The 24,723-nt window shown below is 63.3% G+C and carries 25 protein-coding genes; 17 read left to right on the top strand and 8 right to left on the bottom strand.

Annotation, left to right across the window (positions count from 1 at the left end; translation table 11 throughout):
* Nucleotides 1-11: 11 nt before the first annotated feature.
* From ACF8K2_RS25775 to ACF8K2_RS25750, 6 genes are all read left to right on the top strand, one after another.
* Nucleotides 12-794 (top strand): amino acid ABC transporter ATP-binding protein, encoded by a 783-nt coding sequence (locus ACF8K2_RS25775; protein WP_392468741.1) that lies wholly within the window; start codon nucleotides 12-14, stop codon nucleotides 792-794.
* A gap of 365 nt (nucleotides 795-1,159) precedes the next feature.
* A complete protein-coding gene (locus tag ACF8K2_RS25770; RefSeq protein ID WP_186557071.1) occupies nucleotides 1,160-1,972 on the top strand; it encodes a gamma-glutamyl-gamma-aminobutyrate hydrolase family protein in 813 nt (270 codons plus the stop codon).
* Nucleotides 1,973-2,415: 443 nt separating this feature from the next.
* Nucleotides 2,416-3,327, top strand: a complete 912-nt coding sequence (kdgD, locus tag ACF8K2_RS25765) for a 5-dehydro-4-deoxyglucarate dehydratase (RefSeq protein ID WP_392468737.1) — start codon at nucleotides 2,416-2,418, stop codon at nucleotides 3,325-3,327.
* 106 nt (nucleotides 3,328-3,433) lie between these two features.
* The gene (locus ACF8K2_RS25760) at nucleotides 3,434-4,798 is read left to right on the top strand and encodes an MFS transporter (protein ID WP_186557069.1); all 1,365 of its coding nucleotides are present in this window, start codon (nucleotides 3,434-3,436) and stop codon (nucleotides 4,796-4,798) included.
* Nucleotides 4,799-4,873: 75 nt separating this feature from the next.
* Nucleotides 4,874-6,427, top strand: coding sequence for a galactarate dehydratase (gene garD, locus ACF8K2_RS25755; RefSeq protein WP_392468733.1), 1,554 nt, complete (start codon nucleotides 4,874-4,876; stop codon nucleotides 6,425-6,427).
* 47 nt (nucleotides 6,428-6,474) lie between these two features.
* Nucleotides 6,475-8,055: an aldehyde dehydrogenase (NADP(+)) gene (locus ACF8K2_RS25750; RefSeq protein WP_392468731.1), complete on the top strand. Its 1,581-nt coding sequence runs from the start codon at nucleotides 6,475-6,477 to the stop codon at nucleotides 8,053-8,055.
* A 124-nt stretch (nucleotides 8,056-8,179) separates the two neighbouring features.
* Here the strand turns inward: ACF8K2_RS25750 and ACF8K2_RS25745 are convergent, their stop codons facing one another.
* Nucleotides 8,180-8,929, bottom strand: a complete 750-nt coding sequence (locus ACF8K2_RS25745; protein ID WP_186557065.1) for a FadR/GntR family transcriptional regulator — start codon at nucleotides 8,927-8,929, stop codon at nucleotides 8,180-8,182.
* Between the two features lie 68 nt (nucleotides 8,930-8,997).
* Entirely contained in the window at nucleotides 8,998-9,801 is an 804-nt protein-coding gene (locus ACF8K2_RS25740; protein WP_392468728.1) for an AraC family transcriptional regulator, read from the bottom strand.
* Between the two features lie 108 nt (nucleotides 9,802-9,909).
* Between ACF8K2_RS25740 and ACF8K2_RS25735 the strand changes: the two genes are divergently transcribed.
* The 3 genes from ACF8K2_RS25735 (at nucleotide 9,910) to ACF8K2_RS25725 (ending at nucleotide 11,854) form a co-directional block, all read left to right on the top strand.
* Nucleotides 9,910-10,725 carry a sulfite exporter TauE/SafE family protein gene (locus tag ACF8K2_RS25735; RefSeq protein WP_186557061.1) on the top strand — a complete coding sequence of 272 codons (816 nt, stop codon included), beginning with the start codon at nucleotides 9,910-9,912 and terminating at the stop codon, nucleotides 10,723-10,725.
* 74 nt (nucleotides 10,726-10,799) lie between these two features.
* Complete coding sequence (locus ACF8K2_RS25730; RefSeq protein WP_392468726.1) at nucleotides 10,800-11,450, top strand: DUF998 domain-containing protein; 651 nt, start codon at nucleotides 10,800-10,802, stop codon at nucleotides 11,448-11,450.
* A gap of 74 nt (nucleotides 11,451-11,524) precedes the next feature.
* Nucleotides 11,525-11,854, top strand: coding sequence for a hypothetical protein (locus ACF8K2_RS25725; protein ID WP_392468723.1), 330 nt, complete (start codon nucleotides 11,525-11,527; stop codon nucleotides 11,852-11,854).
* A 173-nt stretch (nucleotides 11,855-12,027) separates the two neighbouring features.
* Here the strand turns inward: ACF8K2_RS25725 and ACF8K2_RS25720 are convergent, their stop codons facing one another.
* Together ACF8K2_RS25720 and ACF8K2_RS25715 are read right to left on the bottom strand one after the other, a co-directional pair.
* Complete coding sequence (locus ACF8K2_RS25720) at nucleotides 12,028-12,951, bottom strand: LysR family transcriptional regulator (RefSeq protein WP_264232554.1); 924 nt, start codon at nucleotides 12,949-12,951, stop codon at nucleotides 12,028-12,030.
* Nucleotides 12,952-12,972: 21 nt separating this feature from the next.
* Nucleotides 12,973-13,947, bottom strand: a complete 975-nt coding sequence (locus ACF8K2_RS25715) for a quinone oxidoreductase family protein (RefSeq protein WP_392468721.1) — start codon at nucleotides 13,945-13,947, stop codon at nucleotides 12,973-12,975.
* Nucleotides 13,948-14,159: 212 nt separating this feature from the next.
* On the opposite strand from ACF8K2_RS25715, the gene ACF8K2_RS25710 reads away from it, so the two are divergent.
* The gene (locus tag ACF8K2_RS25710; RefSeq protein WP_392468719.1) at nucleotides 14,160-15,041 is read left to right on the top strand and encodes a DMT family transporter; all 882 of its coding nucleotides are present in this window, start codon (nucleotides 14,160-14,162) and stop codon (nucleotides 15,039-15,041) included.
* A gap of 6 nt (nucleotides 15,042-15,047) precedes the next feature.
* Here the strand turns inward: ACF8K2_RS25710 and ACF8K2_RS25705 are convergent, their stop codons facing one another.
* Complete coding sequence (locus ACF8K2_RS25705; protein WP_392468717.1) at nucleotides 15,048-16,262, bottom strand: YeeE/YedE family protein; 1,215 nt, start codon at nucleotides 16,260-16,262, stop codon at nucleotides 15,048-15,050.
* 115 nt (nucleotides 16,263-16,377) lie between these two features.
* On the opposite strand from ACF8K2_RS25705, the gene ACF8K2_RS25700 reads away from it, so the two are divergent.
* The gene (locus tag ACF8K2_RS25700) at nucleotides 16,378-17,049 is read left to right on the top strand and encodes a class I SAM-dependent methyltransferase (RefSeq protein WP_392468716.1); all 672 of its coding nucleotides are present in this window, start codon (nucleotides 16,378-16,380) and stop codon (nucleotides 17,047-17,049) included.
* A gap of 2 nt (nucleotides 17,050-17,051) precedes the next feature.
* Here the strand turns inward: ACF8K2_RS25700 and ACF8K2_RS25695 are convergent, their stop codons facing one another.
* Complete coding sequence (locus tag ACF8K2_RS25695; RefSeq protein WP_392468715.1) at nucleotides 17,052-17,957, bottom strand: hypothetical protein; 906 nt, start codon at nucleotides 17,955-17,957, stop codon at nucleotides 17,052-17,054.
* A gap of 274 nt (nucleotides 17,958-18,231) precedes the next feature.
* Here ACF8K2_RS25695 and ACF8K2_RS25690 point away from each other — a divergent pair, with 274 nt between their 5' ends.
* The 6 genes from ACF8K2_RS25690 to ACF8K2_RS25665 all read left to right on the top strand — a co-directional run bounded on the left by ACF8K2_RS25690 (nucleotide 18,232) and on the right by ACF8K2_RS25665 (nucleotide 23,403).
* Nucleotides 18,232-19,212: an aliphatic sulfonate ABC transporter substrate-binding protein gene (locus tag ACF8K2_RS25690; protein WP_186557051.1), complete on the top strand. Its 981-nt coding sequence runs from the start codon at nucleotides 18,232-18,234 to the stop codon at nucleotides 19,210-19,212.
* A gap of 16 nt (nucleotides 19,213-19,228) precedes the next feature.
* Nucleotides 19,229-20,593 carry an LLM class flavin-dependent oxidoreductase gene (locus ACF8K2_RS25685; RefSeq protein WP_392468711.1) on the top strand — a complete coding sequence of 455 codons (1,365 nt, stop codon included), beginning with the start codon at nucleotides 19,229-19,231 and terminating at the stop codon, nucleotides 20,591-20,593.
* Between the two features lie 133 nt (nucleotides 20,594-20,726).
* Nucleotides 20,727-21,563 (top strand): bifunctional allantoicase/(S)-ureidoglycine aminohydrolase, encoded by an 837-nt coding sequence (locus ACF8K2_RS25680; protein ID WP_186557047.1) that lies wholly within the window; start codon nucleotides 20,727-20,729, stop codon nucleotides 21,561-21,563.
* A gap of 106 nt (nucleotides 21,564-21,669) precedes the next feature.
* Nucleotides 21,670-22,272 (top strand): START domain-containing protein, encoded by a 603-nt coding sequence (locus ACF8K2_RS25675; RefSeq protein ID WP_392468708.1) that lies wholly within the window; start codon nucleotides 21,670-21,672, stop codon nucleotides 22,270-22,272.
* 126 nt (nucleotides 22,273-22,398) lie between these two features.
* Nucleotides 22,399-22,686, top strand: coding sequence for a hypothetical protein (locus ACF8K2_RS25670; protein WP_264232541.1), 288 nt, complete (start codon nucleotides 22,399-22,401; stop codon nucleotides 22,684-22,686).
* A gap of 102 nt (nucleotides 22,687-22,788) precedes the next feature.
* Entirely contained in the window at nucleotides 22,789-23,403 is a 615-nt protein-coding gene (locus ACF8K2_RS25665) for a Yip1 family protein (protein ID WP_392468706.1), read from the top strand.
* Between the two features lie 19 nt (nucleotides 23,404-23,422).
* On the opposite strand, the gene ACF8K2_RS25660 is transcribed toward ACF8K2_RS25665, so the two are convergent.
* Together ACF8K2_RS25660 and ACF8K2_RS25655 are read right to left on the bottom strand one after the other, a co-directional pair.
* Nucleotides 23,423-23,689 (bottom strand): DUF1652 domain-containing protein, encoded by a 267-nt coding sequence (locus ACF8K2_RS25660; protein ID WP_186557041.1) that lies wholly within the window; start codon nucleotides 23,687-23,689, stop codon nucleotides 23,423-23,425.
* Nucleotides 23,690-23,864: 175 nt separating this feature from the next.
* On the bottom strand, nucleotides 23,865-24,704 hold the full coding sequence (locus ACF8K2_RS25655; protein ID WP_392468756.1) for a DNA-3-methyladenine glycosylase family protein: 840 nt from the start codon (nucleotides 24,702-24,704) through the stop codon (nucleotides 23,865-23,867).
* Nucleotides 24,705-24,723 lie beyond the last annotated feature (19 nt).

Below are 24,723 nucleotides of genomic sequence, written 5' to 3'. Positions count from 1 at the left end.
AGAACAACAACATGACCGCCCCTCTAAGCCTTGCCAGCATTGCCCCCGAAGCCGACTCGCGGCCGGTGCTGATCGACATCGAAGGCCTGAACAAGCACTACGGCGCCTTCCATGTCCTGCGTGATATCAACCTGCAGGTCCGTGAAGGCGAGCGGATCGTGCTCTGTGGCCCCTCGGGGTCGGGCAAGTCGACCTTGATTCGCTGTATCAATCGCCTGGAAATTGCTGAACAAGGCACTATCCAGGTTGCCGGGATCGATCTGGCCAGTAGCCGCCGCGAAGCCGCCCAGGTACGCAGCGAAATCGGCATGGTGTTCCAGCACTTCAATCTGTTCCCGCACATGAGCGTGCTGGACAATTGCCTGCTCGCCCCCACCAGCGTTCGTGGACTATCGCGCAAGGACGCCGAGGAGCGTGCGCGGATGTACCTGAGCAAAGTCGGGATCGAGAGCCAGGCGCATAAATACCCCAGCCAGCTCTCCGGTGGCCAGCAGCAGCGGGTGGCCATCGCCCGCGCCTTGTGCATGAAGCCGCGGATCATGCTGTTCGATGAGCCAACCTCGGCGCTGGACCCGGAGATGGTCGCCGAGGTGCTGGATGTGCTGGTGAAACTGGCCGATACCGGCATGACCATGCTCTGCGTCACCCATGAGATGGGCTTTGCCCGGCAGGTGGCCGAACGCGTGCTGTTTTTGGAGGGTGGGCAGATCATCGAGGACAGCCCGCCCCAGGTGTTCTTCGGGCAGCCGCGTACGGCGCGGGCCCAGGCGTTCTTGAAGCAGATCCTGCATTGAGCTAGGCAGTATGGCCCTATCGCGGGGCAAGCCCGCTCCCACGCGAGCACGTTGATCGTGGGAGGGGCTTGCCCCCGATCATTGCAGCGCTGCAATGATCCAACTGCATCGTTAAATATATTTACCAGAAACCCTGCCAAACCCTTGCCAGCCAAGGCCGCGCTGCTCTACACCCCCCGAAAAACGGCGCCAAACCGCGCGCCACTCGTTTGACATATCGAACGGCTCTGGCAAGCTATGAGTAAGCCCCGACCGGCATCGTCTCCCTCTGCGAGCCGGCAGTGCTCGGGGCCCCAGGTCGTACACAAGGCCAAGGCCGTGCGCCTGCACAACAACGACAGGAAGCACCTGTCCCAAGGTGACATATGTCCAACAGCAACATTGGCAACAAGCAACCTTCCCTGCGCAAACCCGTCGTCCTGATGACCATGGGCAGCCAAGAGCGCAAAGGCCATGACTATCAGGTCATGACCCACAAATACATCACTCCGCTGGTCGACTTCGCAGGCTGCATTCCGGTCCTGGTTCCCACGTGCTGTGGTACCGAAGACCTGGAGAGCTACCTGGACATGGCCGACGGTGTCTACCTGACTGGCGCCGGCAGCAACATCGACCCAGCGCTGTACGGCCAGGAAAACGAAACGCCCGGCAAAGCCCAGGACAAGAACCGCGACCTGTTCGACATCCCCCTGGTGCAGTTGGCCATTGCCCGCGGCCTGCCGATCTTCGGTATTTGCCGGGGTATGCAGGAAATCAACGTGGCCCTGGGTGGTGACATCTACCAGAAGGTCTACGCCGAAGCCGGTTTCAACGATCACCGGGAAAACCCGGAAGATCCAGTCGACGTCCAGTACCAGCAAGTGCATGGTGTGAAGATCAAACCAGGCAGCTGGCTGCGCGACGCACTGGGTACCGACGAAATCCGCGTCAACTCGCTGCACGGCCAAGGCCTGCGCAACCTGGGTGAAGGCCTGGAGCCGATTGCCCACGCTGAAGATGGCCTGGTCGAGGCAATCCACGCACCGAGCATCTCGCCGTTCCTGTTTGCCGTGCAATGGCATCCCGAGTGGCAAGCGGCGAAAAACCCAGATTCGATCAAGATGTTCCAGGCCTTTGGCGACGCCTGCCGCGCCCAGGTCCGCAAATCCCAAGTCAGCAAGCGCCACCAGGCCGCCTGACCCCTCGCTTCGTTAGTTTTGATCGCGGGGCGGCGCAAGGCCGCCCCCGTTTCCCCGGTCACCCTCTGCTGGTCCCAGAACACTTCCCGTGGAAGCGGGTGGCGGGCTCGTGCCTGTCCCTGCGATCTTTTTTCCCTCCCAAGTCATACGACGACTGATTGCCGTAGCCAGCACTGCGCATTCGGCTTCAACCGTCTCGTCATCTGTCATGGCCACTTCGCGGGCAAGCCCGCGCCCACAGGAACTGCAGAGCTATCAAGGCCCCTGCAGCATCAATGTGGGGCGAACTTGGCCGCAAAGTTATCGGCGCTCCATCCTGCCTATTTCCTGACGACGCTGAAAAAATCTGCGCAGAGGTACTAGTCATCACTCAAGTTGTACGATAACTTACCTCCATCGCAGCACATCACCTTCACCCCAAGCGCCATAGGATGCCAACAACAATGAATCCACAAGAACTGCAATCCATCCTCTCCCACGGCCTGCTGTCGTTCCCGGTGACCGACTTCAACGCCCAGGGCGACTTCCACCAGGCCGGCTACATCAAGCGCCTGGAATGGCTCGCCCCCTATGGCGCCAGCGCCCTGTTCGCCGCCGGCGGGACGGGTGAGTTCTTCTCCCTGGCTGCCAGCGAGTACAGCCAAGTGATCAAGACCGCAGTCGATACCTGCGAGCGCTCGGTACCGATCCTGGCCGGCGTCGGTGGCTCCACCCGCCAGGCCATCGAATACGCCCAGGAAGCCGAACGGCTTGGCGCCAAAGGCCTGCTGCTGCTGCCGCACTACCTCACCGAGGCCAGCCAGGATGGCGTCGCCGCTCACGTCGAAGCGGTGTGCAAATCGGTCAAGATTGGCGTGGTGGTGTACAACCGCAACGTCTGCCGCCTCAACGCCAGCCTGCTCGAGCAACTGGCCGAGCGCTGCCCGAACCTGATCGGCTACAAGGATGGCCTGGGCGATATCGAGCTGATGGTGTCGATTCGTCGCCGCCTGGGCGACCGCTTCAGCTACCTGGGTGGTCTGCCGACCGCTGAGGTGTATGCTGCCGCCTATAAAGCCCTGGGTGTACCGGTGTACTCCTCGGCGGTGTTCAACTTCGTGCCCAAGACCGCGATGGACTTCTACCACGCCATCGCCCGTGACGATCACGCCACCGTGGCCAAGCTGATCGACGATTTCTTCCTGCCGTACCTGGACATCCGCAACCGCAAAGCCGGTTACGCCGTGAGCATCGTCAAGGCCGGCGCCAAGCTCGCCGGTTACGACGCAGGCCCAGTACGCACGCCGCTGACCGACCTGACTGGCGAAGAGTACGAAATGCTCGCCGCGCTGATGGACAAGATGGGTCCGCAGTAAGCACCACCCCCGCGGCCTGCCAATGCCGCACACCGGAGCCAGGCGATGCCTGGCTCCGGTTACAACTCGTTAGCCCGCACAAAAATAACTAGTGGGAGTACCCAGCATGCAAGCGACTAAAAAGACGCATGTGCGCTACCTGATCCTGTTCATGCTGTTCCTGGTGACCACGATCAACTATGCAGACCGAGCCACCATCGCCATCGCCGGCTCCAGCCTGCAAAAAGACCTCGGCATCGATGCCGTCACCCTCGGCTACATCTTCTCGGCGTTCGGCTGGGCCTACGTCGCAGGCCAGATCCCCGGTGGCTGGCTGCTCGATCGGTTCGGCTCGAAGAACGTCTACGCGTTCAGTATCTTCACCTGGTCGCTGTTCACCCTGCTGCAAGGTTTTGTCGGCGGCCTGCCGGTAGCCTGGGCGGTGGTGACCCTGTTCACACTGCGCTTTCTGGTCGGTTTCGCTGAAGCGCCGTCGTTCCCCGGCAACGCGCGCATCGTTGCCGCCTGGTTCCCGACGGCCGAACGCGGGACTGCCTCGGCAATCTTCAACTCGGCGCAGTACTTCGCTACCGCACTGTTCGCGCCAATCATGGGTTGGATCGTGTTCAGCTTCGGCTGGGAACATGTATTCGTCGTCATGGGCGCACTGGGGATCGTGTTCTCCGCGGTCTGGTTGAAGACCATCTATAACCCACGCCAGCACCCGCGCATCAGCCAGAGCGAGCTTGAGCACATCGAGCAAAACGGCGGGCTGGTCGACATGGACCAGAAACGCGGCAACGATGGCCCGAAATGGGGCTACATCAAGCAACTGCTGACCAGTCGCATGCTGCTGGGCGTCTACCTGGGCCAGTACTGCATCAACGCCATCACCTACTTCTTCCTGACCTGGTTCCCGGTGTACCTGGTGCAGGAGCGCGGCATGACCATCCTCAAGGCCGGCTTCATCGCCTCCTTGCCGGCCATCTGCGGCTTCATCGGTGGTGTGCTGGGTGGCGTGCTGTCGGACTGGCTGCTGCGCCGCGGCAATTCGCTGACCTTCTCGCGCAAACTGCCGATCGTCTGCGGCCTGCTGCTGTCGACCACCATGGTCTTTTGCAACTACGTCGAAGCGGAATGGATGGTGGTCGGCTTCATGACCCTGGCGTTCTTCGGCAAGGGCATCGGTGCCCTGGGCTGGGCGGTGGTGGCCGATACCTCACCCAAGCAGATCGCAGGTCTTTCCGGTGGCCTGTTCAACACCTTCGGCAACATCGCCTCGATCACCACGCCGATCGTCATCGGCTACATCATCAGCGCCACCGGCTCGTTCAAGTGGGCCTTGGTGTATGTGGGCGCCAACGCCTTGGTGGCGGTGTTCAGCTACCTGGTGATCGTCGGCCCGATCAAGCGTATCGAGCTGCGCGAAAACACCCCCCAGTCACAGCCTGAGCCAGCCGCCAATGGCGAACTGGCAAGCTCGCGTCACTGAGTGGACACGCCCGCACCGGGGTACCGCTGCGGGCGGATGTACAAAAGCCTGAGAACCTACCAGTAGGGCCTGAACATGCAGTTGATCGAACACTCCGACTCGCCCCGCTACGTCCGCCTGCACGACGACGATAACGTCGTGGTGGTGGTCAACGACGGCGGCCTGGGCGAAGGCGCCCGCTTCCCCGATGGCCTGACCCTGGTCGAAGCCGTACCGCAAAGCCACAAGGTCGCCACCGTGCTGATCGGCAAAGGCGAGCCGGTGCGCCGCTACGGGCAAATCATCGGTTATGCCCTGGAAGACCTGCGCCAGGGCAGTTGGGTCCAGGAAAGCCAGCTGGCCATGCCGTCGGCACCGGAATTGGACAGCCTGGCGCGCTGCGATGCCGTCCCTGCGCCCCTGCCGCCTCTGGAGGGTTTCACCTTCGAAGGCTACCGCAACGCCGACGGCACCGTCGGCACCCGCAACATCCTCGGCATCACCACCACCGTGCAGTGCGTGACCGGCGTGCTGGAGCACGCGGTCAAGCGCATCCGCGCCGAGTTACTGCCGCAATACCCCAACGTCGATGACGTGGTCGCCCTCACCCACAGCTATGGCTGCGGCGTGGCAATCAACGCCCGCGACGCCTACATCCCGATTCGCACCGTGCGCAACCTGGCGCGCAACCCTAACCTGGGCGGCGAAGCGCTGGTGATCAGCCTGGGCTGCGAGAAGCTGCAAGCCGGCCAGGTGATGCACGACAACGACCCGTCGGTGGACCTCAGCGAGCCGTGGCTGTATCGCCTGCAGGATGCCAGCCTTGGCTTCAGCGAAATGATCGAGCAGATCATGGAGCTGGCCGAAACCCGCCTGAAAAAACTCGACCAGCGCCGCCGCGAGACGGTGCCGGCCAGCGAGCTGATCCTTGGCATGCAGTGCGGGGGCAGTGACGCATTCTCCGGCATTACCGCCAACCCGGCACTGGGCTACGCCGCCGACTTGCTGGTGCGGGCCGGCGCTACCGTGCTGTTCTCGGAAGTGACCGAAGTGCGCGATGCCATCTACATGCTCACCTCGCGCGCCGAAAACCAGGACGTCGCCCAGGCCCTGATACGCGAGATGGACTGGTACGACCGCTACCTGCAACAAGGTGCGGCCGACCGCAGCGCCAACACTACGCCTGGCAACAAGAAAGGCGGCCTGTCCAATATCGTCGAGAAATCGCTCGGCTCGATCGTCAAGTCTGGCAGCGGCGCCATCCAGGGCGTGCTCGGCCCTGGCGAGCGAGTCGAGCGCAAGGGCCTGATCTTCTGTGCTACCCCGGCCAGCGATTTTGTCTGCGGCACCTTGCAACTGGCGGCGGGGATGAACCTGCACGTATTCACCACCGGCCGTGGCACGCCGTATGGCCTGGCCATGGCGCCGGTGGTCAAGGTGTGCACCCGCAGCGAACTGGCCCAGCGCTGGCCGGACTTGATCGACATCGACGCCGGGCGCATCGCCAGCGGCCGTTCGAGCATCGAGGAGCTGGGCTGGGAGCTGTTCCACTACTACCTGGACGTCGCCAGTGGCCGCAAACAGACCTGGGCTGAGCAGCACAGGCTGCACAACGACATCACCTTGTTCAACCCGGCGCCGATCACTTGATGGCTTCGCCGTCCTTCAGTCTTCCATTCCTCCAAAAGGAGCACCCCATGCCTGAGATTCTTGGCCATAACTTCATCGCCGGCCAGCGCAGCGCCGCCGGCAGCCAACGCTTGCAAAGCCTCGATGCCACCTCCGGCGAAGCCCTGCCCTATAGCTTCGTCCAAGCCACTGAGGCTGAAGTGGACCAGGCCGCCCGCGCCGCCGCTGGCGCTTTTGCCGATTTCCGCCAGCTTTCCCCGGCCCGCCGCGCCGAGTTCCTCGAGGCCATCGCCGCCGAGCTGGATGAACTGGACGACAGCTTCGTCGCCATCGTCTGCCGCGAGACCGCCCTGCCTGCTGCGCGCATTCAGGGCGAACGTGGCCGCACCAGCGGGCAGATGCGCTTGTTCGCGCAGGTGCTGCGCCGTGGTGACTTCCTAGGCGCTCGCATCGACCAGGCGTTGCCTGAGCGTCAACCGCTGCCACGGGTCGACCTGCGCCAGATGCGCATTGGCGTTGGCCCGGTCGCGGTGTTCGGCGCCAGCAACTTCCCGCTGGCCTTCTCCACCGCGGGCGGTGACACCGCTGCCGCCCTCGCCGCTGGCTGCCCGGTGGTGTTCAAGGCACATAGCGGCCATATGGCCACTGCCGATCTGGTCGGCTGCGCCATCATTCGCGCCGCCGAGCGCACGGGCATGCCCAAGGGCGTGTTCAACATGGTCTTCGGCGGCGGTGTCGGCGAGTGGCTGGTCAAGCACCCGGCGATCCAGGCGGTGGGCTTCACCGGCTCGCTCAAGGGTGGCGACGCGCTGTGCCGCATGGCCGCCGAACGCCCGCAGCCGATCCCGGTGTTCGCCGAGATGTCGAGCATCAACCCAGTGATCGTCCTGCCCGGCGCGCTGGCCAAGCGCGGCGAAACCATCGCCCGCGAACTGGCAGGTTCGGTATGCCTTGGCGCCGGCCAGTTCTGCACCAACCCAGGGATGGTGATCGGCCTGCAATCGGCCGAGTTCAGCAGCCTGCTGAGCAATGTCGGCCAAGCCCTGGATGCCCAGGCCGGGCAAACCCTGCTCAACGCCGGTGGCCTACGCAGTTACGTCGCCGGCCTTGAGCACCTGCACGCTCATGCAGGCATCGAGCACCTGGCGGGCCAGCCTCAACAAGGTGCACAAGCGCGTGCGCAGCTGTTCAAGGCCGATGCCAGCCTGCTGGTCGATGCCGACCCGCTGCTGCAGGAAGAAGTGTTCGGGCCGGCTACTGTGGCGGTCGAAGTCAAGGACCAGGCACAACTGCGCGCGGCCTTGCTGGGCCTGCGCGGTCAGCTCACCGCCACCTTGATTGGTGAAGCGGAAGACTTCGAGGCGTTCGCCTGGCTGGTGCCGCTGCTGGAGGAAAAAGTTGGCCGGATTCTGGTCAATGGCTATCCGACGGGTGTGGAAGTGTGCGACGCCATGGTTCATGGCGGGCCGTACCCAGCCACCTCCGATGCCCGCGGCACCTCGGTGGGCACCTTGGCGATCGACCGTTTCCTGCGGCCGGTGTGCTACCAGAACTACCCGCAGGCGCTGCTGCCTGAGGCGCTCAAGGATAACAACCCGCTGGGGCTGCGCCGGTTGGTCAATGGGCAGTGGAGCGAAGGTTCGCTGTGACCTGTTTGAAATAGGCCATGCCCCGCATAGTGCGGGGCATTTTTTATCTGTCGGTTATGGCCTCATCGCGGGGCAAGCCCCTCATACAGGTCCAGCAACAGGCTGCGGGCAAGCGCAAGGTCGATTAGACCCCTTGCGCCTCTGCCGCTTCATGGGCCTGGCGCAAGCGCTCCCGGCTGTTGGACAGGTGCATGCGCATCGCCATCTTCGCCCCTTCGCTATCGCGCCGGGCAATCGCCTCATAGATCGCTTCATGCTCGTGACGCAGGCGGCTCATGTAGTGCGCCTGGTCATCATGGGCAATCCGTGCCGAATTGAGCCGGGTGCGCGGAATGATGCTGGTGCCCAGGTGATTGATGATGTCGGCAAAGTAGTGATTACCACTGGCCTGGGCGATGCGCAGGTGAAACTGGAAGTCCGCTGATACGGCATCGGAGGCATGCGCGGCGCTTTCGTTGATCTCATCCAACGCCGCACGCATCCCGGCCAACTGCTGGTCATCGCGCCGCTGCGCGGCAAGCCCGGCTGACTCGATCTCAAGCGCGATACGCAACTCGAGCACCGCCAGCACCTCACGCAGGGTGACCACAGTTGCCGGATCGATGCGAAAACCGCTACCCGCCGGCGCATCCAGCACGAAGGTGCCGATGCCGTGGCGGGTCTCCACCTGGCCTGCTGCCTGCAACCGCGAGATGGCCTCACGCACCACCGTGCGGCTGACGCCCTCCTCGGCCATGATCTGCGACTCGGTCGGCAGCTTGTCGCCGCGCTTGAGCTGACCACTGCGGATCCGTTCGGTCAGCACCGTGACCAGTTCCTGGGCCAGACTGCGCGGCTTGCGCCGGGTCCTTGCCTGTACCTGCTGCTCTGTCATGCCGTGTATTTCACCTTGAAAGACCAGCGTCATCATAGCGCAAGCAGTTGTACGATCACATACATCCCTTACGGTTTTCGCTCAACCCTGCGCACTGCAGGTTGCGCCCCTCCAGGGGCAAAACGCGAAGGCGCCTCGCCCAGCACCCTGCGGAACATGCTGGAAAACGCACTGGGGCTGTCATATCCCAAGTCCAGGGCGATCCGCGTCACTCCCTCACCGCCGGCCAGGCGTGTCACCGCCGCCATCAGGCAGGCCTGCTGCCGCCACTGGCCAAACGACAAGCCGGTCATCTGCCGAAACTGTCGATTGAAGCTGCGCGTGCTCTTGTTCAATTGCTGCGCCCAGTGCTCAGCGGTCTGATGGATATTCGGTGCCTGCAAAAAGCCTTGGCACAGTGCAGCCAGTGCCGGCTCGACCGGCATCGGCGCATACAGCGGCAGGCTCGGCGCCCGACGCAACTCCTCGAAAATCAACGCCACTAACAGCCCATCGCGCCCATGCGGCTCATACAGCGCGGGCACATCGGCACTGGCCAGCAGCAGCTCATGCAGCAATGGGCTGACCAGCAAAGCCTGGCAGCGCGCATCGACACGCGGCAGCGCTTGCGGCTCGATGTACACACTGCGCGTGCTTACCCCCTGCATCTTCACCTGATGGCGCTTGCCAGGCGGGATCCATACGCCGTTATAGGGCGGGATCACCCAGGCACCATCGTCGGTCAACACCTCCATCAGCCCACTCATGCCATACAGAAACTGCGCCCGGCGATGGCTATGCGCCTCGAGCAAAGTGCCCGGCGGGTAGTCGGTGCCGATGGCCAGTACTGGCCTGGGAATGCTATCGACCTGGGACAACGGGGTATTACGCATGCTGCACAGCCTTGGCCTGAACACGATGATTATTGGCCAATTCACGTATGTCGGCCAAGCGTAACCTGCCTACTCTGCGTGCGTCCTATCACCTGCAGAGGCAGCACGATGCTTTACCCACTTTTAAGCATTCTCGGCGTCGCCGCCGGCATGACCACGCTGTTGTTCGGCTTCGGTGGCGGTTTCTTCGCCGTGCCGCTGCTGTATGCGCTGCTGATCGCCGGCCATGGAGCAGATGCCCCCATCGGCCAACAGGCGATGCAGATTGCCGTGGCCACCTCGGCTGCGGTGATGATCTTCAGCAGTGCCCTGGCCACCTGGCGCCATCACCGCTCGGGCAGCCTGCGCTGGGATCTGATTGGCCAACTGGCACCGGCCATCGCCTTGGGCGCGATAGTTGGCGCCTATGCAGCGCTGCAGCTGGACGGCACCTGGCTGCGGTGGCTGTTCATCGGCTACCTGGTGCTGACGTTGCTCGATAGTTGGCTGCGCCCAGGCTTTGTCAGCGACGCCGGCGCCGTTCTGCGCCCAATGAGCCGGGCAGGCTCGGCCCTGGTCGGGCTGCCAATTGGCGCGCTGGCAGCACTGCTGGGAGTGGGCGGCAGCGTCATGACCGTACCGCTGATGCGCAGGCGTGGCGCAAGTATGCTCACTGCTACGGCCATGGCCAATCCGTTGTCGCTGCCCATGGCGCTGAGCGCGTCGCTGGTATACACCATGCTGCCTTCAACCGGTGAGCCATTGGGCAGCGGATTTGTTGGCTTGATCGACCTGTACGCGGCGGCCGCCCTGGCGCTCGGCGCATGGCTGGGCATGCAGCTGGCTTCGCCGCTAGTGGGGCGCATCGCCGACAGCCTGCACGCCAGAGCCTACCTGGTGCTGCTAGGCACAGTCCTGCTGGTGATGCTCTGCGCCGGGCACTGAGCGCTGGCCAATCACCCTGCAACGGCGGTAACGTGCGGGTTTGAGCGCGTCTACTCCATGGAAGGAAGTACAGCATGATCACCCTCGACCGACTGTTACTGGGCTGCGGCCTGTTGATCCCCGCCTGGCTGCTGATGGGCGTGACCCTGACCGCGGCAAGCTACCCTGACTACAGCCACCTGCATCAGGCCATGAGCCAACTGGGTGCGGTTGGCGCACCGACCCAGGGATGGTCTGCGCTGCTGAACAACTTCCCCCTCGGCGGATTGTTCGCCCTGTTCGCCTGGGGGTTGGCACGCCGCTGGCGGCAGTCGAATTGGGCACGCCTGAGTGCTTTGCTGGTGCTGGTGCATGCGTTGGGCAGTATCGGCACCGGCTGGTTTGCTTGTGACCAAGGCTGCGCCCCGGCGCAACCCTCGTTCTCGCAGCAGATGCACAACCTGAGCGGGCTGCTGATGTTCCTTTCACTGACCCTGGCCAGCCTGCTGTGGAGCTGGCTGGGCAAACGAGTGGCCGGCTCTGCCAGCCTCGCCTGGTGGTCACTGGCCTGCACAGTGCTGGCGATCGTCAGCGTGATACTCATGGCCCAGGCGGCGCATAGCGGCGAATGGTTCGGCCTGTACCAAAGGCTCAACTACGGCGTGTCGGTCATCTGGATTGCCATCCTGGCGCTGTACAGCCTGCGCAGCACCCGCTGCAATCCGCTGCGCATGGCGATCATCTGACGGCAAATTGCTGGCCCCCAAGTTTTTGAAGCGAAGGCAAACTCCCTTTTCCTTCATAAGCTTAGGACAGCATCATGCGGGTATTTCTAGCAACCATGGCCGGCTGCCTGCTGGCCTGCATGGCCTTTACCGCTCAGGCCCGGGCCCTGAGCCAGAATGATCGGCACGTCTGTGGCTGGGGTTCGCAGATCGCCGCCGAGGCCCAGCAGGCCAAGCTCTCCGGGGTCAACCTGTATGCGACCCGCAAACGTTTACAGGCGCGCAAATTCCCCAAGCCGTGGATGCGCATGACTGCCTTTGGCATTACCGAGCAGACCTACAACAGCCAATCGCGCCTCAAACCCGCGGCTATCAAGCAGACGTACTATGAGCAGTGCGTTCAGCATGCTGTTGCGAGACGTTAGTCTATAAATATCAGCCAGTTAACCAATCTTTCTAATATCGATTGGAAGATAATTCAGTATCGCTTTCTTCGCGGCGGTTATCTCCGACCGCGAAGAGATCCCGCACTGAATGCTAAGTAAAATATCTATATCTTTCATACTGATACAGATTATTTCTAATCTATTTTGTTAACTCAGGCTTGCTGCCAGGGCGGCCCATGCTTGAAACACGTCTGCAGCCAATCCTTGAACGCGCCGAGGGCAGCGCTATTCAAGCGCGCCGAGGGCCGCACGAAGTAAATCCCGGCAGCGACATCCAACTGCCACTGCGGCAATACCCTGACCAACCTGCCAGCTGCCAGATCCTCGACCATTAACCAGTCGCCCCCAGCGATGATGCCTACACCGCGCCGTGCCGCCTCCAGTAGGGCCTCGTTGTCGTTACCGCGCAGCGAGCCGCTGATCTTGACACTCTCCTGCCGCACACCGGCCGTCAGATGCCATTCAGGAAACGAGCGCAAGCCACTGAAACCCAGACAATTGTGCGCGCTCAAATCAGCCGGTTGTTGCGGCTGTGGATGCTTGGCCAGATAAGCGGGTGCAGCACACAGGATACGCAGGTGATCGCACAGCTTGTTGGCGACCAGTCGATTGTCAGCCAGCTCACCAATGCGAATGGCCCCATCGAACCCCTCGGCGACCAGATCGACGAAGCGGTCGGCATACTCTATCTCCAGGGTGACCTGCGGATGGGCCAGGACAAACTCCGCCATTAACCCACTCAACCAACGCCGCCCCATCGCGGCGGGCAACGCCAGACGCAGACGCCCGCGCACAATAGCTGCCCCTTGCGAGGCCTGCTGTTCGGCTTCGTCGATCAGGCGACCGGCCAGGCGCAAGCGCTCAACCAGCCGCTCGCCCTCATCGGTGAAGCGCAACTGCCGCGTGGTGCGCTCGACCAGACGGATCCCCAGGCGCTGCTCCAAGGCGCCCAGGCGGCGTGACAGCACCGAGGGGTGGCGTTGCAGTTGCCGGCCTGCGGCGGCGAACGATCCCTGCTCATGCAAGGCCAGCAAGGTGGCAAGCTCATCGGCGCGGCGACTGTCGAATGGATCCATGGCAAGGCTCGTTGGCAGCTATCAAGGGGTCAGGATCAGCGCTCCCTGCGCGCGACCCTGTTCCAGGTCGGCATGGGCGCTGGCAACATCGGCCAGCGGATAACGGCGCCAGATCCGCGGCTGAATGATACCGCTGGCAAGCGCGGCCAGCACATCGCCAGCGCGCTGCTGGTACTCCTCGGTGCTGCGGGTGTGCGCGGCCAGCGACGGCCGGGTCAGGTACAGTGAGCCTTTGCCATTGAGGGTGGCGACGTCGATGGCTGCAGGTGCCCCAGAGGTGGCGCCGAAAGACACCAACAAACCGCGCACGCGCAGACTGTCCAGAGAAGCTTGCAGCGACACCTTGCCGACACCGTCGTAGACCACATCGACACCTAGCCCGTTGGTGAGCTCTTTGACCTGCGTGGCCAACGTTGCGGCATCGAAGACCAGTACATGATCACAGCCCGCCGCGCGGGCGCGCTCGACGCTCTGCGCCTTGGACACCACGCCAATCACCAAAGCCCCCAAATGCTTGGCCCAAGACACCATGATCTGGCCGACGCCGCCGCCAGCGCCGTAGATCAAGACGTTACTGCCAGGACCGACCGGATAGGTAGTCTTGAGCAGGTACTGCGCGGTTATGCCTTTGAACAGCAGCGCCGCTGCGTCCTCGTCGCTCACCGCAGGCGGCAGCTTGATCAGGCGCTCGGCGGGATACAACCGGCCGCTGGCATAGCCGCCGACAGGACCGGTGGCGTAGGCCACTCGATCGCCCACTTGCACGCTGTCGACCCCCTCACCGACTGCCGTCACCCGCCCGGCACCCTCCAACCCCAATCCGCTGGGCAAAGGCAGTGGTGCGCCGCCCTTGCGCTGCAGCACGTCGAGTGGGTTTACGCCAATGGCCGTCTGCTCCAACCAGACCTGCCCAAGCCCTGGGGGCAGTGCCTGAACAGTCTCCAGCTGCATTACCTGAGCGCTGCCGGTTTCGCTGAGTACGATGCGTGTGGCCATGATCCATTCCTGAACAAGTAAAAGACCCATCCAGGCTAATTACCTTCTGTACATCGAACAATCATGCCCAGCGCAGATGATTTCTGCACCCAGCGCAGCAATCTGGGCCGAAAGTAGCGTTGCAGCAAACCTGCAACCTGTCGAAACTGCGCCTACGACCAACCTGACGACAGGCTCGCGCAGCGAGCCTTCAGGCCCCTCTCCAGGTGACCATGAATACCAACAAAGCCTGTAGCGCCCGCTTGCCTGGCCATTCGCTGTTGCTGCCCACCGTGCTCAGCCTGCTGGCGTTCGCTGCCAACTCCTTGTTTTGCCGCCTGGCCCTGCGCGATGGCTCGATAGATGCCAATAGCTTTACCGCGCTACGACTGGGTAGCGGTGCGGTCTTTCTCGCCGGTGTGCTGTGGTTCAGCCAGGGTAGACGGGCGCCGCGCGGCAGTTGGGCGGCGAGCCTGGCGTTGTTCGCCTACGCTTGGCTGTTTTCCCTCGCCTACCTGCAATTGGGCGCAGGGGTCGGGGCGTTGATCCTGTTCGGCGCGGTGCAGGTGAGCATGTTCGCCTATGGCCTGGTCAGGGGTGAGTCGCTGCAGCGGCGGGTGCTGCTGGGCATGCTGATCGCCTTTACTGGGCTGATTGCCCTGCTGCTACCCGGCGCCGATGCGCCGCCACTGGCTAGCGCCCTGATCATGCTGGTGGCGGGTGTGGCGTGGGGCGCTTATTCAGTGATGGGCAAGGGATCGGCTGACCCGCTGGCAGATACTGCCGGTAACTTCCTGCGCAGCTTGCCACTGCTGCTGGCGCTGGGGCTGGGCCTAATCTTCAGCGGCGCACGAGCACAGCTGAGCAGCGAAGGCGTGCTCTACGCGCTCGGCTCCGGGGTACTGGCATCCGGTGCTGGCTATAGCTTGTGGTATGGGGTGGTGAAATACCTCAGCGCCCAGCAAGCCGCGACGCTGCAACTGAGCGTGCCGGTCATTGCGGCGCTGGGTGGGGTCATGCTGCTGGGCGAGCCGTTGTCCTGGCGCTTGAGCCTGACCTCACTGGTGGTGCTCGGCGGCGTGGCGCTGGCGTTGAAGCCAGCGCGCCGGGAGTGATGCGCCTTAGCAGCCGCTCAAGGCGGGGGCGCGGCGTTCGCCAGCAAAGAACATCGGCCGCAGGCGCACGCCGATCAGGTTGCCCGCGTACGCCGCAACCAACCACAACCAGCCATGTACGCTGCCCGAGGCGATACCACTGAAATAGGCGCCAATGTTGCAGCCGTAGGCCAGGCGCGAACCATAGCCCAGCAGCAGGCCGCCGATCACCGCCGCAATCAGCGAAGGCAGCGGGATCTTCAAGCTTGGCGCAAAACGACCGGCCAGACCCGCCGCCAGCAGCGCGCCGAGCACGATGCCGATATCCATCACCGTGGTGATGTCCTGCCACAAGGGCGCTGCCAGCGCCTTGGCATTGGCCGGCGCCTGCCAGAACACCCAACTGCCGACATCCACACCCAGGCCGCTGAGGGTCTTGGCGCCCCACAGTGCGAAGGCCGAAGTGATACCCCATGGACGACCCGCCAGGGCCAAGGTGGCGTAGTTCAGCAGCGCCAGGGCGACAGCGCCCCAGAGCAAAGGCCAAGGCCCGCGCACAAAGCGCCCCAGGCCCTGATGCGCACTGGCAACTGGCGCTTCAAGCTGGCCATGGCGGCGTTTTTCCAGCAGCACAGTGACCCAGGCAATCAGGGCAAATACTGCCAGGCTCGCCAGCAGCGCCGGGGTCACGCCCCAGGCCTGGACAATCGAGGTCGCCGGGAATGACGGCAAGGCAAACCACCAGTCGGCATGATGGGTTGCAGTGACCGAGCCGATGATGAAGAACAGCAGTGTCACCAGCATCCGCGCGTTACCGCCGCCGACCGTGAACAGCGTCCCGGAGGCACAACCACCGCCAAGCTGCATGCCAATGCCGAAGATGAACGCACCGAACACCACCGACACGCCTGCCGGGGCGACCAGGCCCGTGACCGGACTGCCGAACAGGCTGCCAGCCGACAGTGCCGGGAAGAACAGCAGCACGGCCAAAGCCAGCATGATCATCTGCGCGCGCAGGCCTGCCCCACGACGTTCGTTGATGAACACCCGCCAGGCTGAGGTGAAACCAAAAGCGGCGTGATAGAGCGTCAGCCCCAGTGCAGCGCCAACGATCAGCAGCAACACCTGCTTGAAGCCGGCGTTGAGATTGACGAACCAGGCACCGGCCACTAGCAAAGCCAGGGCGACCAAGGGGGCGCCTAGGCGGCGCGGTACAGGTGAGGCAGTTGCAGAAAGACCCATCGGCATACTCGGATAACAGTGAAACGGGGCGCGAGTATACCGCCGTGCGCCTGCCAGTGCTCGCCGCCAGGCAAACGCCTATGCTTGCCGTTACCCCTCAACTGCGGAGCTGCAGATGCCCTCAGCCGACGACGCGCTGCTGCAAAGCTGGCAGCATAATGCCCAAGCCTGGATCGAGGCCATTCGCAGCGGTGCGATCGAAAGCCGCCGCCAGGTCACCGACCAGGCGATCCTGCTCGCCGTGCTTGGCCAGCAACCTGAGCGGGTGCTGGACTTGGGCTGCGGCGAAGGCTGGTTGTTGCGCGCCCTGGCTGAGCGCGGCATTGCCGCCGTTGGCGTGGATGGTGATACAACGCTGGTGCAGGCCGCTAGGGCGGCGGGCTCGACGCACGTGCACCTGGGCAGTTACGAGCAGTTGGCCGAGGCCCAGGTGGATGTCGGCACAGCGTACGACTTGATCTGCGCCAACTTTGCCCTACTGCAGCAGGACATCATTCCCCTGCTGACAGCCGTCAGCACTCTGCTCAGGCCTGGCGGGGTGCTAGTGATCCAGACCTTGCATCCTTGGGCGGTCGCCAATGGCGATTACCAGGACGGCTGGCGGGAAGAGTCATTTGCCGGATTCCAAGGGCAGTGGCAGCCGATGCCCTGGTACTTTCGCACGTTATCGAGTTGGTTGCGGGCTTTGGAAATGGCGGGGTTGAGGCTGGTCAGTCTGGACGAGCCGCAGCATCCACAGAGCGCCGTGCCACAGTCGCTGCTGATGGTAGCTGGGCCAATGGACTGATGTCAGTCGGCAGCCGGCTGTTTGCCTGTGACTTGAGCAAGCGTCTGCTCAGCAGGCGGCAGCAGGTGCAACACGCGATTACGCCCGCCTTCGGCCAGCAGATAACCGCCCTTGCCGTCGGCGACGATCGCCTGCGGCGCCTTGAGGAACGACAGCATGGTCTGGCGCTGGCCTTGGGCATCGATCAGCAGCAAGCGGGCGCGGTGGGTGGAGTCTTCGCTGATCCACAGGCCGCGCTGGTCGCACATGAGAAAGGTCGGATTGCGCAGGCCTTGCACCACGACCGGGTCGTTGCCGTCATCACTGAGTGCGCGAACCTTGCCCTCACCCTTCTGGGTGTAGAGCAGCCGACCATCATGGCAACGGGTCAGACCCTCGGTCTCGGTCAGGCCTGAGCGCAGCACATCGAGCTGGCCGCTGTGCCAGTCGTAGCGCATCAGCCGGCCATTGCCGCGACGGTCCTCGATGGCGTAGAGGTAATCGCCATCGTTCCACAAGCCCTGCACGCTCTCGCCTTCGAACAACGGGGTGATCTTGCCGTCACGCTGCAGGCTGACCGGCGCCTTGCCACCTTCCTGGCTGAATACCCAGCCGCCTTCGACGGCCACCATGCCATCGGGCTTGGACAGGCCGTCGACCACCACCACCCGGTCACCCTGGGCGGTGATCTTGAGGATGCTGCCGCGCCCATCGTCGAGCTCGCGACTGACCAGCAGGCTGCCATCGGCTTGCGGTAGCAGTGAGGCGGCCTTGGCCACCGAGGTGTGCAGCACGCTCACCTGCCAGCCCGTGGTCGCTTGCACCGGGTAGAAACCCTGCCAGGCGAAAAAGCCCAGCGCGCTGACCACGACCGCAGCCGTGGCACCCAAGGTGATTCGTACACCGCGCTTGCGCAACACCTGCAACATCCAGTCGACTCCTCTGAGAGCAGGCGATGCTAGCAAGGGGATGTGAAAAAAATGTCGTGAAAGCGTTGCCGGCTGCGTTCTCCAGTGTTGTGCCAATCTAGCGCCGCCCGAGCGGCGTTCACGCAATGGCCTGGCCAGACCACTCCTGGCCATACCACAAAAGGATATAAAAAGAACAAAACATTCTAACCAAATGGAATTAAAAAATTGAAAGCCTCAAGCCTGCTCCTTACTCTCAGGTCATCTTTCCAGCGCCTGATCAGGAGCCCATCCCGTGCCTACCCGTGCCTTCTCCCCCCTGCGCCGCCTGTTGCTCGGCGGCCTGCTGGCCAGCGTTGCCAGCGCCCTGCTGCCCTGGTCCAGTGCGGTTGCCGACGACGCCAAGACCCTGCGCATCGGCTACCAGAAATTCAACAGCATCAATATCCTCAAGGGCAGCGGTGCCCTGGAAAAGGCCCTCGCGCCGCAAGGCGTCAAGGTCAGCTGGCATGAATTTGCCGCCGGCCCGCAACTGCTCGAAGCGCTGAGTACCGGCGCCATCGACCTTGGCCACGCGGCCGATGCACCCTCGGTGTTCGCCCAGGCCGCAGGCAAGCCGGTGGTCTACCTGGCCGCCGAACAACCCTACCCGCGCGGCATCGGCTTGGTGGTGCGCGAGCAGGACCACATCGCCAGCGTGCAAGACCTCAAAGGTAAGCGCGTCGCCACCGGTCGTGGCTGGAACGCCCAATACCTGCTGGCCGTGGCCCTGCAGCAAGCCGGCCTGAGCTACCAGGACATCACCCCAGCCTACGTCAACAATGCCGCCGACGCCGTCGCCGCCCTGCAGTCGGGCAGCGTACAAGCCTCGACCCTGTGGGATCCGTTCCTGGCCGCCGCCGAGCAGCAACCGGGCCTGAAGAACCTGCGTGATGGCAGTGGCCTGAGCAACAACCGCACCTTCTATCTCTCCACAGCAGCTTTTGCTGACCAACACCGCGAGCTGCTCAAGACCTTCTTCAGCGAGCTGGCCAAAGTCAGCCAGTGGGCCAATGCCAAGCCTGCCGAGGTGGCTAGCCTGCTGGCACCGCAACTGGGCATCAGCGCCAACGTGCTGGAAGTGGCCAGCGAACGGCGCAACTACAACGCGGTAGCGATCACCCCGCAGATCGTCGCCGAGCAGCAAAAGCTGGCCGACACCTTCCAGGGCCTGGGCCTGATCCCGCACAAGCTCAGCGTGGCTGACGCGGTCTATCCAACCGCCGTGCTGCCCTGACGCCAAGGAGACCTGGATGTCACGCCCGATCCGTTTCAACGCCTTCAGCATGAACGCCGCCAGCCACCAGTCGCCAGGCTTGTGGCGCCACCCACGCAATACCAGCGTGCAGTTCAATCGCCTGGACTACTGGACCGACCTTGCTCGCCTGCTGGAGCGCGGCCTGTTCGATGCGCTGTTCATCGCTGACGTACTGGGTATCTACGACGTCTATCAGGGCGGTCCAGAGGCGGCCCTGCGCGGTGGCGTGCAGGTGCCGGTGAATGATCCGCTGCTGCTGGTCCCGGCCATGGCCGGGGTCACCGAGCACTTGGGCTTTGGCGTGACATTCTCGCTGACCTACGAACACCCCTACCCCTTCGCCCGGCGCATGTCGACCCTCGATCATCTGAGCAACGGCCGAGTCGGTTGGAACATCGTCACCGGCTACCTGGACAGCGCCGCGCGCAACCTGGGGTTGGACCGCCAGCTGGGCCACGACCAGCGTTACGACCTGGCCGATGAGTACCTGCAAGTGCTGTACAAACTGTGGGAGAAAAGCTGGGACGACGACGCGGTACTGCTTGAGCGGGACAGCGGGCGCTACATCGATCCGTCCCGCGTACACCCCATCGGCCATCATGGCCAGCACTTTCAGGTCCCCGGCATGCACCTGTGCCAGCCCTCACCACAGCGCACCCCGGTGCTGTTCCAGGCCGGCGCCTCGGCACGCGGTCAGGCGTTTGCCGCGCAACATGCCGAGTGCGTGTTCATCAGCGGCCCGTCGCCGACGGTGCTGCGCCGCTACGCCGACGGCGTGCGCCAAGCCAGCGCCGCGGCTGGCCGTGGTCGCGACGAGGTATTGATCTACGCCCAAGCGCTGCTGATCGTCGGCCACAGCCGCGAACAGGCCCAGGCACGTTTTGCCGAGTACCGGCGCTATGTCGACCTCGACGCCGCGCTGGCCCTGCTGTCTGGCTGGACCGGCATCGACTTCGCCGGGCTCGACCCGGATGCACTGATCGAGTACGTCGAAAATGATGCCGGCCTGGCGGCCCTGGCCGCCTTCACCGCAGCCGACCCGAACCGCCGCTGGACGGTGCGCGAGGCTGCTGAGTTCATTGGCTTGGGCGGACGCGGCCCGGTGTTAGTGGGCAGTGCCAGCGAAGTTGCCGATCAACTCGAGGTGTGGCTGGATGAGACTGGCATCGACGGCTTCAACCTGACCTACGCGGTGCAACCGGACGATCTGCACAACGTGGTCGAGCTGCTGGTGCCCGAGTTGCAGCGCCGTGGTCGCTATCCTCTTGCCTATCAAGACGGCAGCTTGCGCCACAAGCTGTTCGGCCAGGGCGACCGCCTGCCGGAGCAGCATGCGGGGCGCAACGTCAGCATTCAGTAATCAAATACCGGGTATTTCAACATTTAATTTGTGGATGGCAGTGCACGGACCCTATCCTGTCCGTGCATCCCCTGCGGCGCACCGGCCGGTGCGGTTTCCGGCACGGGGAGAGAACAACAAGTCGAGACTGTCCATGTCGAATCACTCCTACTTCGCCCCTCACGGTGGGCACCCCGCTCAAACCGAGCTGCTGACTGACCGTGCCATGTTCACCGAAGCCTATGCCGTCATCCCCAAGGGCGTGATGCGTGACATCGTCACCAGCCACCTGCCGTTCTGGGACAAGATGCGCATGTGGGTCATCGCCCGTCCGCTGACCGGTTTTGCCGAGACCTTCTCGCAGTACATCGTCGAAGTCGCGCCAGAAGGCGGCAGCGAGCGCCCAGAGCTGGACCCGAACGCCGAAGCGGTACTGTTCGTGGTCGAGGGTGAGATCGACATCACCCTGGAAGGCAAGCCCCACACCCTGGCCCCAGGCGGCTATGCGTTCATCGCCCCGGGCGCCGAGTGGAGTCTGCGCAACCACAGCAAGGCCAATGTGACCTTCCACTGGCTGCGCAAGCACTACCAGAAGGTCGAAGGCCTGGACCTGCCAGAATCCTTCGTCACCCACCGCGACAAGGCCCAGGTGATCGAGATGCCGGGCACCGAAGGCGCGTGGAAAACCACCCGCTTCGTCGACATGGCCGACATGCGCCACGACATGCACGTCAACATCGTGACCTTCCAGCCAGGCGGTGTGATTCCGTTCGCTGAGACCCACGTCATGGAACACGGCCTGTACGTACTGGAAGGCAAGGCGGTGTATCGCCTGAACCAGGACTGGGTCGAGGTTGAAGCCGGTGACTTCATGTGGCTGCGCGCCTTCTGCCCGCAAGCGTGCTACTCCGGCGGTCCAGGTCCGTTCAGCTACCTGCTGTACAAGGACGTTAACCGTCACGTGCACCTGACCCTCAACCCAAAGCGTTGAGTTCAGGCTGAGAATATTGGGGCTGCGCTGCGGCCCCAATATCTGTCACCCCTTCGAAGTTTTTGGCCATACTTGAAATCGATACCCTCAACAGCGGCCCACGACCATGCCCCGCCCCCGCCTGCTGGTCGCTTTGTTATTCCTGCTCCCGCTCAACGTTCATGCCGATGATTGGCGCCTGGCGCACCAACAAGACGGCATCGATGTCTACCTGAGCGCCGTGCCCAGTTCCGCCTATCAACAGTTTCGCGGCGTCACCCGAATCAAGGCCAGCGTGCGTACGCTGGTAGATCTGCAGGAAAACCTGCGGGTAGCCTGCAAATGGTTGTATGCCTGCGCCCAGATGCGCCTGTTGCAAGTCGACGGCGACAGCACCTGGGTCTACCTCACGACCGACCTGCCCTGGCCAGCGCAACCCCGCGACATCGTCCTCAAGGTGCGCAGCGAGCGCCTGGACGACGGCACGCTGGTGCGCCATTTAAGCGCAGAGCCGAGCAAGCTGCCCCCGGTGCAAGGCTTGATCCGCGTGCGCCGGCTGCAGGGTGAATGGATCATGCGTCCACTGGGCGAGCGCGAGACCGAGGTCACCTATCAGTTGCAGGCCGACCCCGCCGGCGATGTGCCGGGCTGGCTGGCCAATCGGTTCGTGGTCGATGCGCCACTGGTGACCTTGCGCACCCTGCGCGCCGTCGCCGAGCGCCAACCCTGAGCGCGAACGCTTGGATGACCGTTGGTGAAATGTTTGGAACGACTTTACCGGCGTGGCTTCAAAAGATTGATGCTCGTCATCTTTCGCCAGGAGCCTCTTTATGACTTTTCTATCTCTCGAAGCGCTATGAAGAGTACCTATCGCGCTTCCAGTGCATGCCTTGAGCTGGACTTTGTCCGCGACACCCTGTTCGGCCCGGTGGCCCAACGTGTCGAATGCCATGTGCAGTTGGCCGCCATCAACCTGCAAGGCTGCCCAGCGTTGCGCTTGCATGTGTCACCGCCGTTACCCGCCAAGCTCGACCGCGCCCACAGCGTGGCATTCACCTGGGATGGTCGCAGCTACCGTGGCGTGGTACGCGATCATGGCCGTTGTGGCGATGGCGGGTTGAACCTGCTGCTTGAACTGCAATAAGGCGATCAGTGGCAGGCAATTAAGCTGAACCCAGCCGCCACCGCGCTTCTCCATTGAAAGAGGATCCGCTTGTCCTAGCGCGAAAGCCTTGAGGAGATCGCCATGAACAGTCCGTTGCTCAAGCTCTTCATTCACCCCGCTGACGCCTGGCTGGATATCCGCCATGCCGAGGAAGCCCATCCGCAGCAATACCTGCCTCGCCTGTTGGCGATGGCGCTGATCCCCGCGTTATGCCTGTTCGTCGGCACCACCCAGTTCGGCTGGAGCCTGGCCAGTGAAGAGCGGGTGCGCTTGAGCATGGCCAGTGCCGCTCAGCTGAGCGGTTTGCTTTATGCCACCACCGTGGTCGGCGTGATGATCATGGGCGTAATGATCCGCTGGATGTCACGCGGCTTCGATGCCCAGCCAACGCTCAATCAGTGCATCGGCTTTGCTGCGTATTGCGCCACGCCATGGTTTGTTGCCGGTGTGGTGGGCTTGGTCCCCATGCGCTGGCTGGCTGTCGCCGCGCTGGCAGCGGCATCGGCCTACGCCACCGTATTGCTGTATGGGGGGCTGCAGACGTTTCTGCGCTTGCGCAAGGAGCAAGCCATGCTGTTCGCCACCTGCGTGTGGGGAGTGGGCCTATTGCTGATGGTGACCATCCTGGTGTCGATGATCCTGTTCTGGTTCAACACCTTGATGCCTGAATATGTGCGCCCGGCCAGCCTTGGCTGACCGGGGCAACCGACAGCGCTCAGGCGATGGCCCTGGCCGCTGTGACATGATGGGCCAGGCGCTGCTCAGCGCGAAGCTGTGCCACTAGCCCTACCAGATCACGACAACTATTGAGGTTTGCGACCGGCACATCGGTGAGGGTCACGCAATCCTCAAGACTCTGCCCGTCACCGAGCCGAATGGTCAGGTGGGCGCCATCGGGGCAACTGACTTCACAACGGTCTGGCAGGCAGGCTTGCTCAATGATCTGACGCATTTCCAGCATCGAAACACCAATCAACGACATGGTACGACCCTCTCTTCATCGGATGGCCTGTTATGTTTAATTACGCCGTCAGCGGGCGAGACGCCAATTGATAGTGCGCATGTTCAAGCGGCCGTCCATTTGCCAGAACAATCCCAGCGCAAGCAATCCTCTAGCACCTTAGTGGAAGATCTCCACCCGGCGGCGACCGTTCGTTCTACTGCGCCTGTGACGCGACGGGCGGTCGCAGATCACTTAATGAAGTCCACAAATGCTGCGCCGCATAGGCTCGCCACGGTCGCCAGGCCTGAGCGCGGTGGGCCAAATCTGCCTCCACGCCTTCCAACACCTGCAACGCCTTGATCAACGCCACATCACCCAGCGGTAACGCATCGGCGTCACCCAGTTGGCGCAGCGCAAGGTACTGCGCGCTCCATGGGCCGATACCTTTGAGCTTGAGCAGGCGCTCAAGCGCGGTATGTGATGCCTGGCCAGGATCGAGTAAATCAGGGATGGCCAACAAGGCGTTGGCCAAGGTGGTCAGTGTGACTGCGCGAGCACGCGGCATGCCCAGGCCCTCCAGCGTCTGGCCAGCGATTGCGCTTGCACGAGGGAAGACATGGCTCAGCCCGGCTGCCGCCAACGCCAGCGGTTGACCATGGCGCTGTACCAGGCGACCGGCCAGGGTCATGGCGGCGGCGACCGTGACTTGCTGACCCAGTACCGTGCGCATGGCTTGTTCGAATCCGTCCCAACCCTGCGCGACGCGCAGGCCAGGGCGGCGGGCCAACAATTGGGCCATCAGCGCATCGCGCCCCAGTTCGGCCTGGATTCGCGCAGGCTCTGCGTCCAGATCGAACACCCGGCGCAGGCGCGCGACCAGCGCAGCTACAGCGCCAGGGGCAACACCGGACAATTCCACCCGCAGCTGCGCGCCGTTCGCCGGCGACACCTGCACTGTCCCCGGGCGCCCGCACCACTCGAAGCTGCGCCGGTACACCTCACCTTGGCAGCGCTCGATCCCGGGAATGCAACGCGCAGCCAAGAAGGCCAACATTGCCGGCCAGTCGTAAGGG

The sequence above is a fragment of the Pseudomonas sp. xss_2 genome, assembly GCF_043104195.1.
Classification (GTDB): Bacteria; Pseudomonadota; Gammaproteobacteria; order Pseudomonadales; family Pseudomonadaceae; genus Aquipseudomonas; species Aquipseudomonas urmiensis.
Note: the sequence above shows the minus strand (reverse complement) of the source record. Positions and strands in the feature narration are given on the sequence as shown.

Coding starts and splice junctions, on each gene's coding strand:
- ACF8K2_RS25770 (WP_186557071.1), top strand. CDS start 1,160: ATGTCCAACAGCAACATTGGCAACAAGCAACCTTCCCTGCGCAAACCC.
- ACF8K2_RS25695 (WP_392468715.1), bottom strand. CDS start 17,957: ATGTTGCAGGTGTTGCGCAAGCGCGGTGTACGAATCACCTTGGGTGCC.
- ACF8K2_RS25725 (WP_392468723.1), top strand. CDS start 11,525: ATGCGGGTATTTCTAGCAACCATGGCCGGCTGCCTGCTGGCCTGCATG.
- ACF8K2_RS25740 (WP_392468728.1), bottom strand. CDS start 9,801: ATGCGTAATACCCCGTTGTCCCAGGTCGATAGCATTCCCAGGCCAGTA.
- ACF8K2_RS25680 (WP_186557047.1), top strand. CDS start 20,727: ATGTCGAATCACTCCTACTTCGCCCCTCACGGTGGGCACCCCGCTCAA.
- ACF8K2_RS25705 (WP_392468717.1), bottom strand. CDS start 16,262: ATGGGTCTTTCTGCAACTGCCTCACCTGTACCGCGCCGCCTAGGCGCC.
- ACF8K2_RS25700 (WP_392468716.1), top strand. CDS start 16,378: ATGCCCTCAGCCGACGACGCGCTGCTGCAAAGCTGGCAGCATAATGCC.
- garD (WP_392468733.1), top strand. CDS start 4,874: ATGCAGTTGATCGAACACTCCGACTCGCCCCGCTACGTCCGCCTGCAC.
- ACF8K2_RS25710 (WP_392468719.1), top strand. CDS start 14,160: ATGAATACCAACAAAGCCTGTAGCGCCCGCTTGCCTGGCCATTCGCTG.
- ACF8K2_RS25685 (WP_392468711.1), top strand. CDS start 19,229: ATGTCACGCCCGATCCGTTTCAACGCCTTCAGCATGAACGCCGCCAGC.
- ACF8K2_RS25730 (WP_392468726.1), top strand. CDS start 10,800: ATGATCACCCTCGACCGACTGTTACTGGGCTGCGGCCTGTTGATCCCC.
- ACF8K2_RS25750 (WP_392468731.1), top strand. CDS start 6,475: ATGCCTGAGATTCTTGGCCATAACTTCATCGCCGGCCAGCGCAGCGCC.
- ACF8K2_RS25775 (WP_392468741.1), top strand. CDS start 12: ATGACCGCCCCTCTAAGCCTTGCCAGCATTGCCCCCGAAGCCGACTCG.
- ACF8K2_RS25655 (WP_392468756.1), bottom strand. CDS start 24,704: ATGTTGGCCTTCTTGGCTGCGCGTTGCATTCCCGGGATCGAGCGCTGC.
- ACF8K2_RS25715 (WP_392468721.1), bottom strand. CDS start 13,947: ATGGCCACACGCATCGTACTCAGCGAAACCGGCAGCGCTCAGGTAATG.
- ACF8K2_RS25735 (WP_186557061.1), top strand. CDS start 9,910: ATGCTTTACCCACTTTTAAGCATTCTCGGCGTCGCCGCCGGCATGACC.
- ACF8K2_RS25665 (WP_392468706.1), top strand. CDS start 22,789: ATGAACAGTCCGTTGCTCAAGCTCTTCATTCACCCCGCTGACGCCTGG.
- ACF8K2_RS25760 (WP_186557069.1), top strand. CDS start 3,434: ATGCAAGCGACTAAAAAGACGCATGTGCGCTACCTGATCCTGTTCATG.
- ACF8K2_RS25675 (WP_392468708.1), top strand. CDS start 21,670: ATGCCCCGCCCCCGCCTGCTGGTCGCTTTGTTATTCCTGCTCCCGCTC.
- ACF8K2_RS25720 (WP_264232554.1), bottom strand. CDS start 12,951: ATGGATCCATTCGACAGTCGCCGCGCCGATGAGCTTGCCACCTTGCTG.
- ACF8K2_RS25660 (WP_186557041.1), bottom strand. CDS start 23,689: ATGTCGTTGATTGGTGTTTCGATGCTGGAAATGCGTCAGATCATTGAG.
- ACF8K2_RS25670 (WP_264232541.1), top strand. CDS start 22,399: ATGAAGAGTACCTATCGCGCTTCCAGTGCATGCCTTGAGCTGGACTTT.
- ACF8K2_RS25745 (WP_186557065.1), bottom strand. CDS start 8,929: ATGACAGAGCAGCAGGTACAGGCAAGGACCCGGCGCAAGCCGCGCAGT.
- kdgD (WP_392468737.1), top strand. CDS start 2,416: ATGAATCCACAAGAACTGCAATCCATCCTCTCCCACGGCCTGCTGTCG.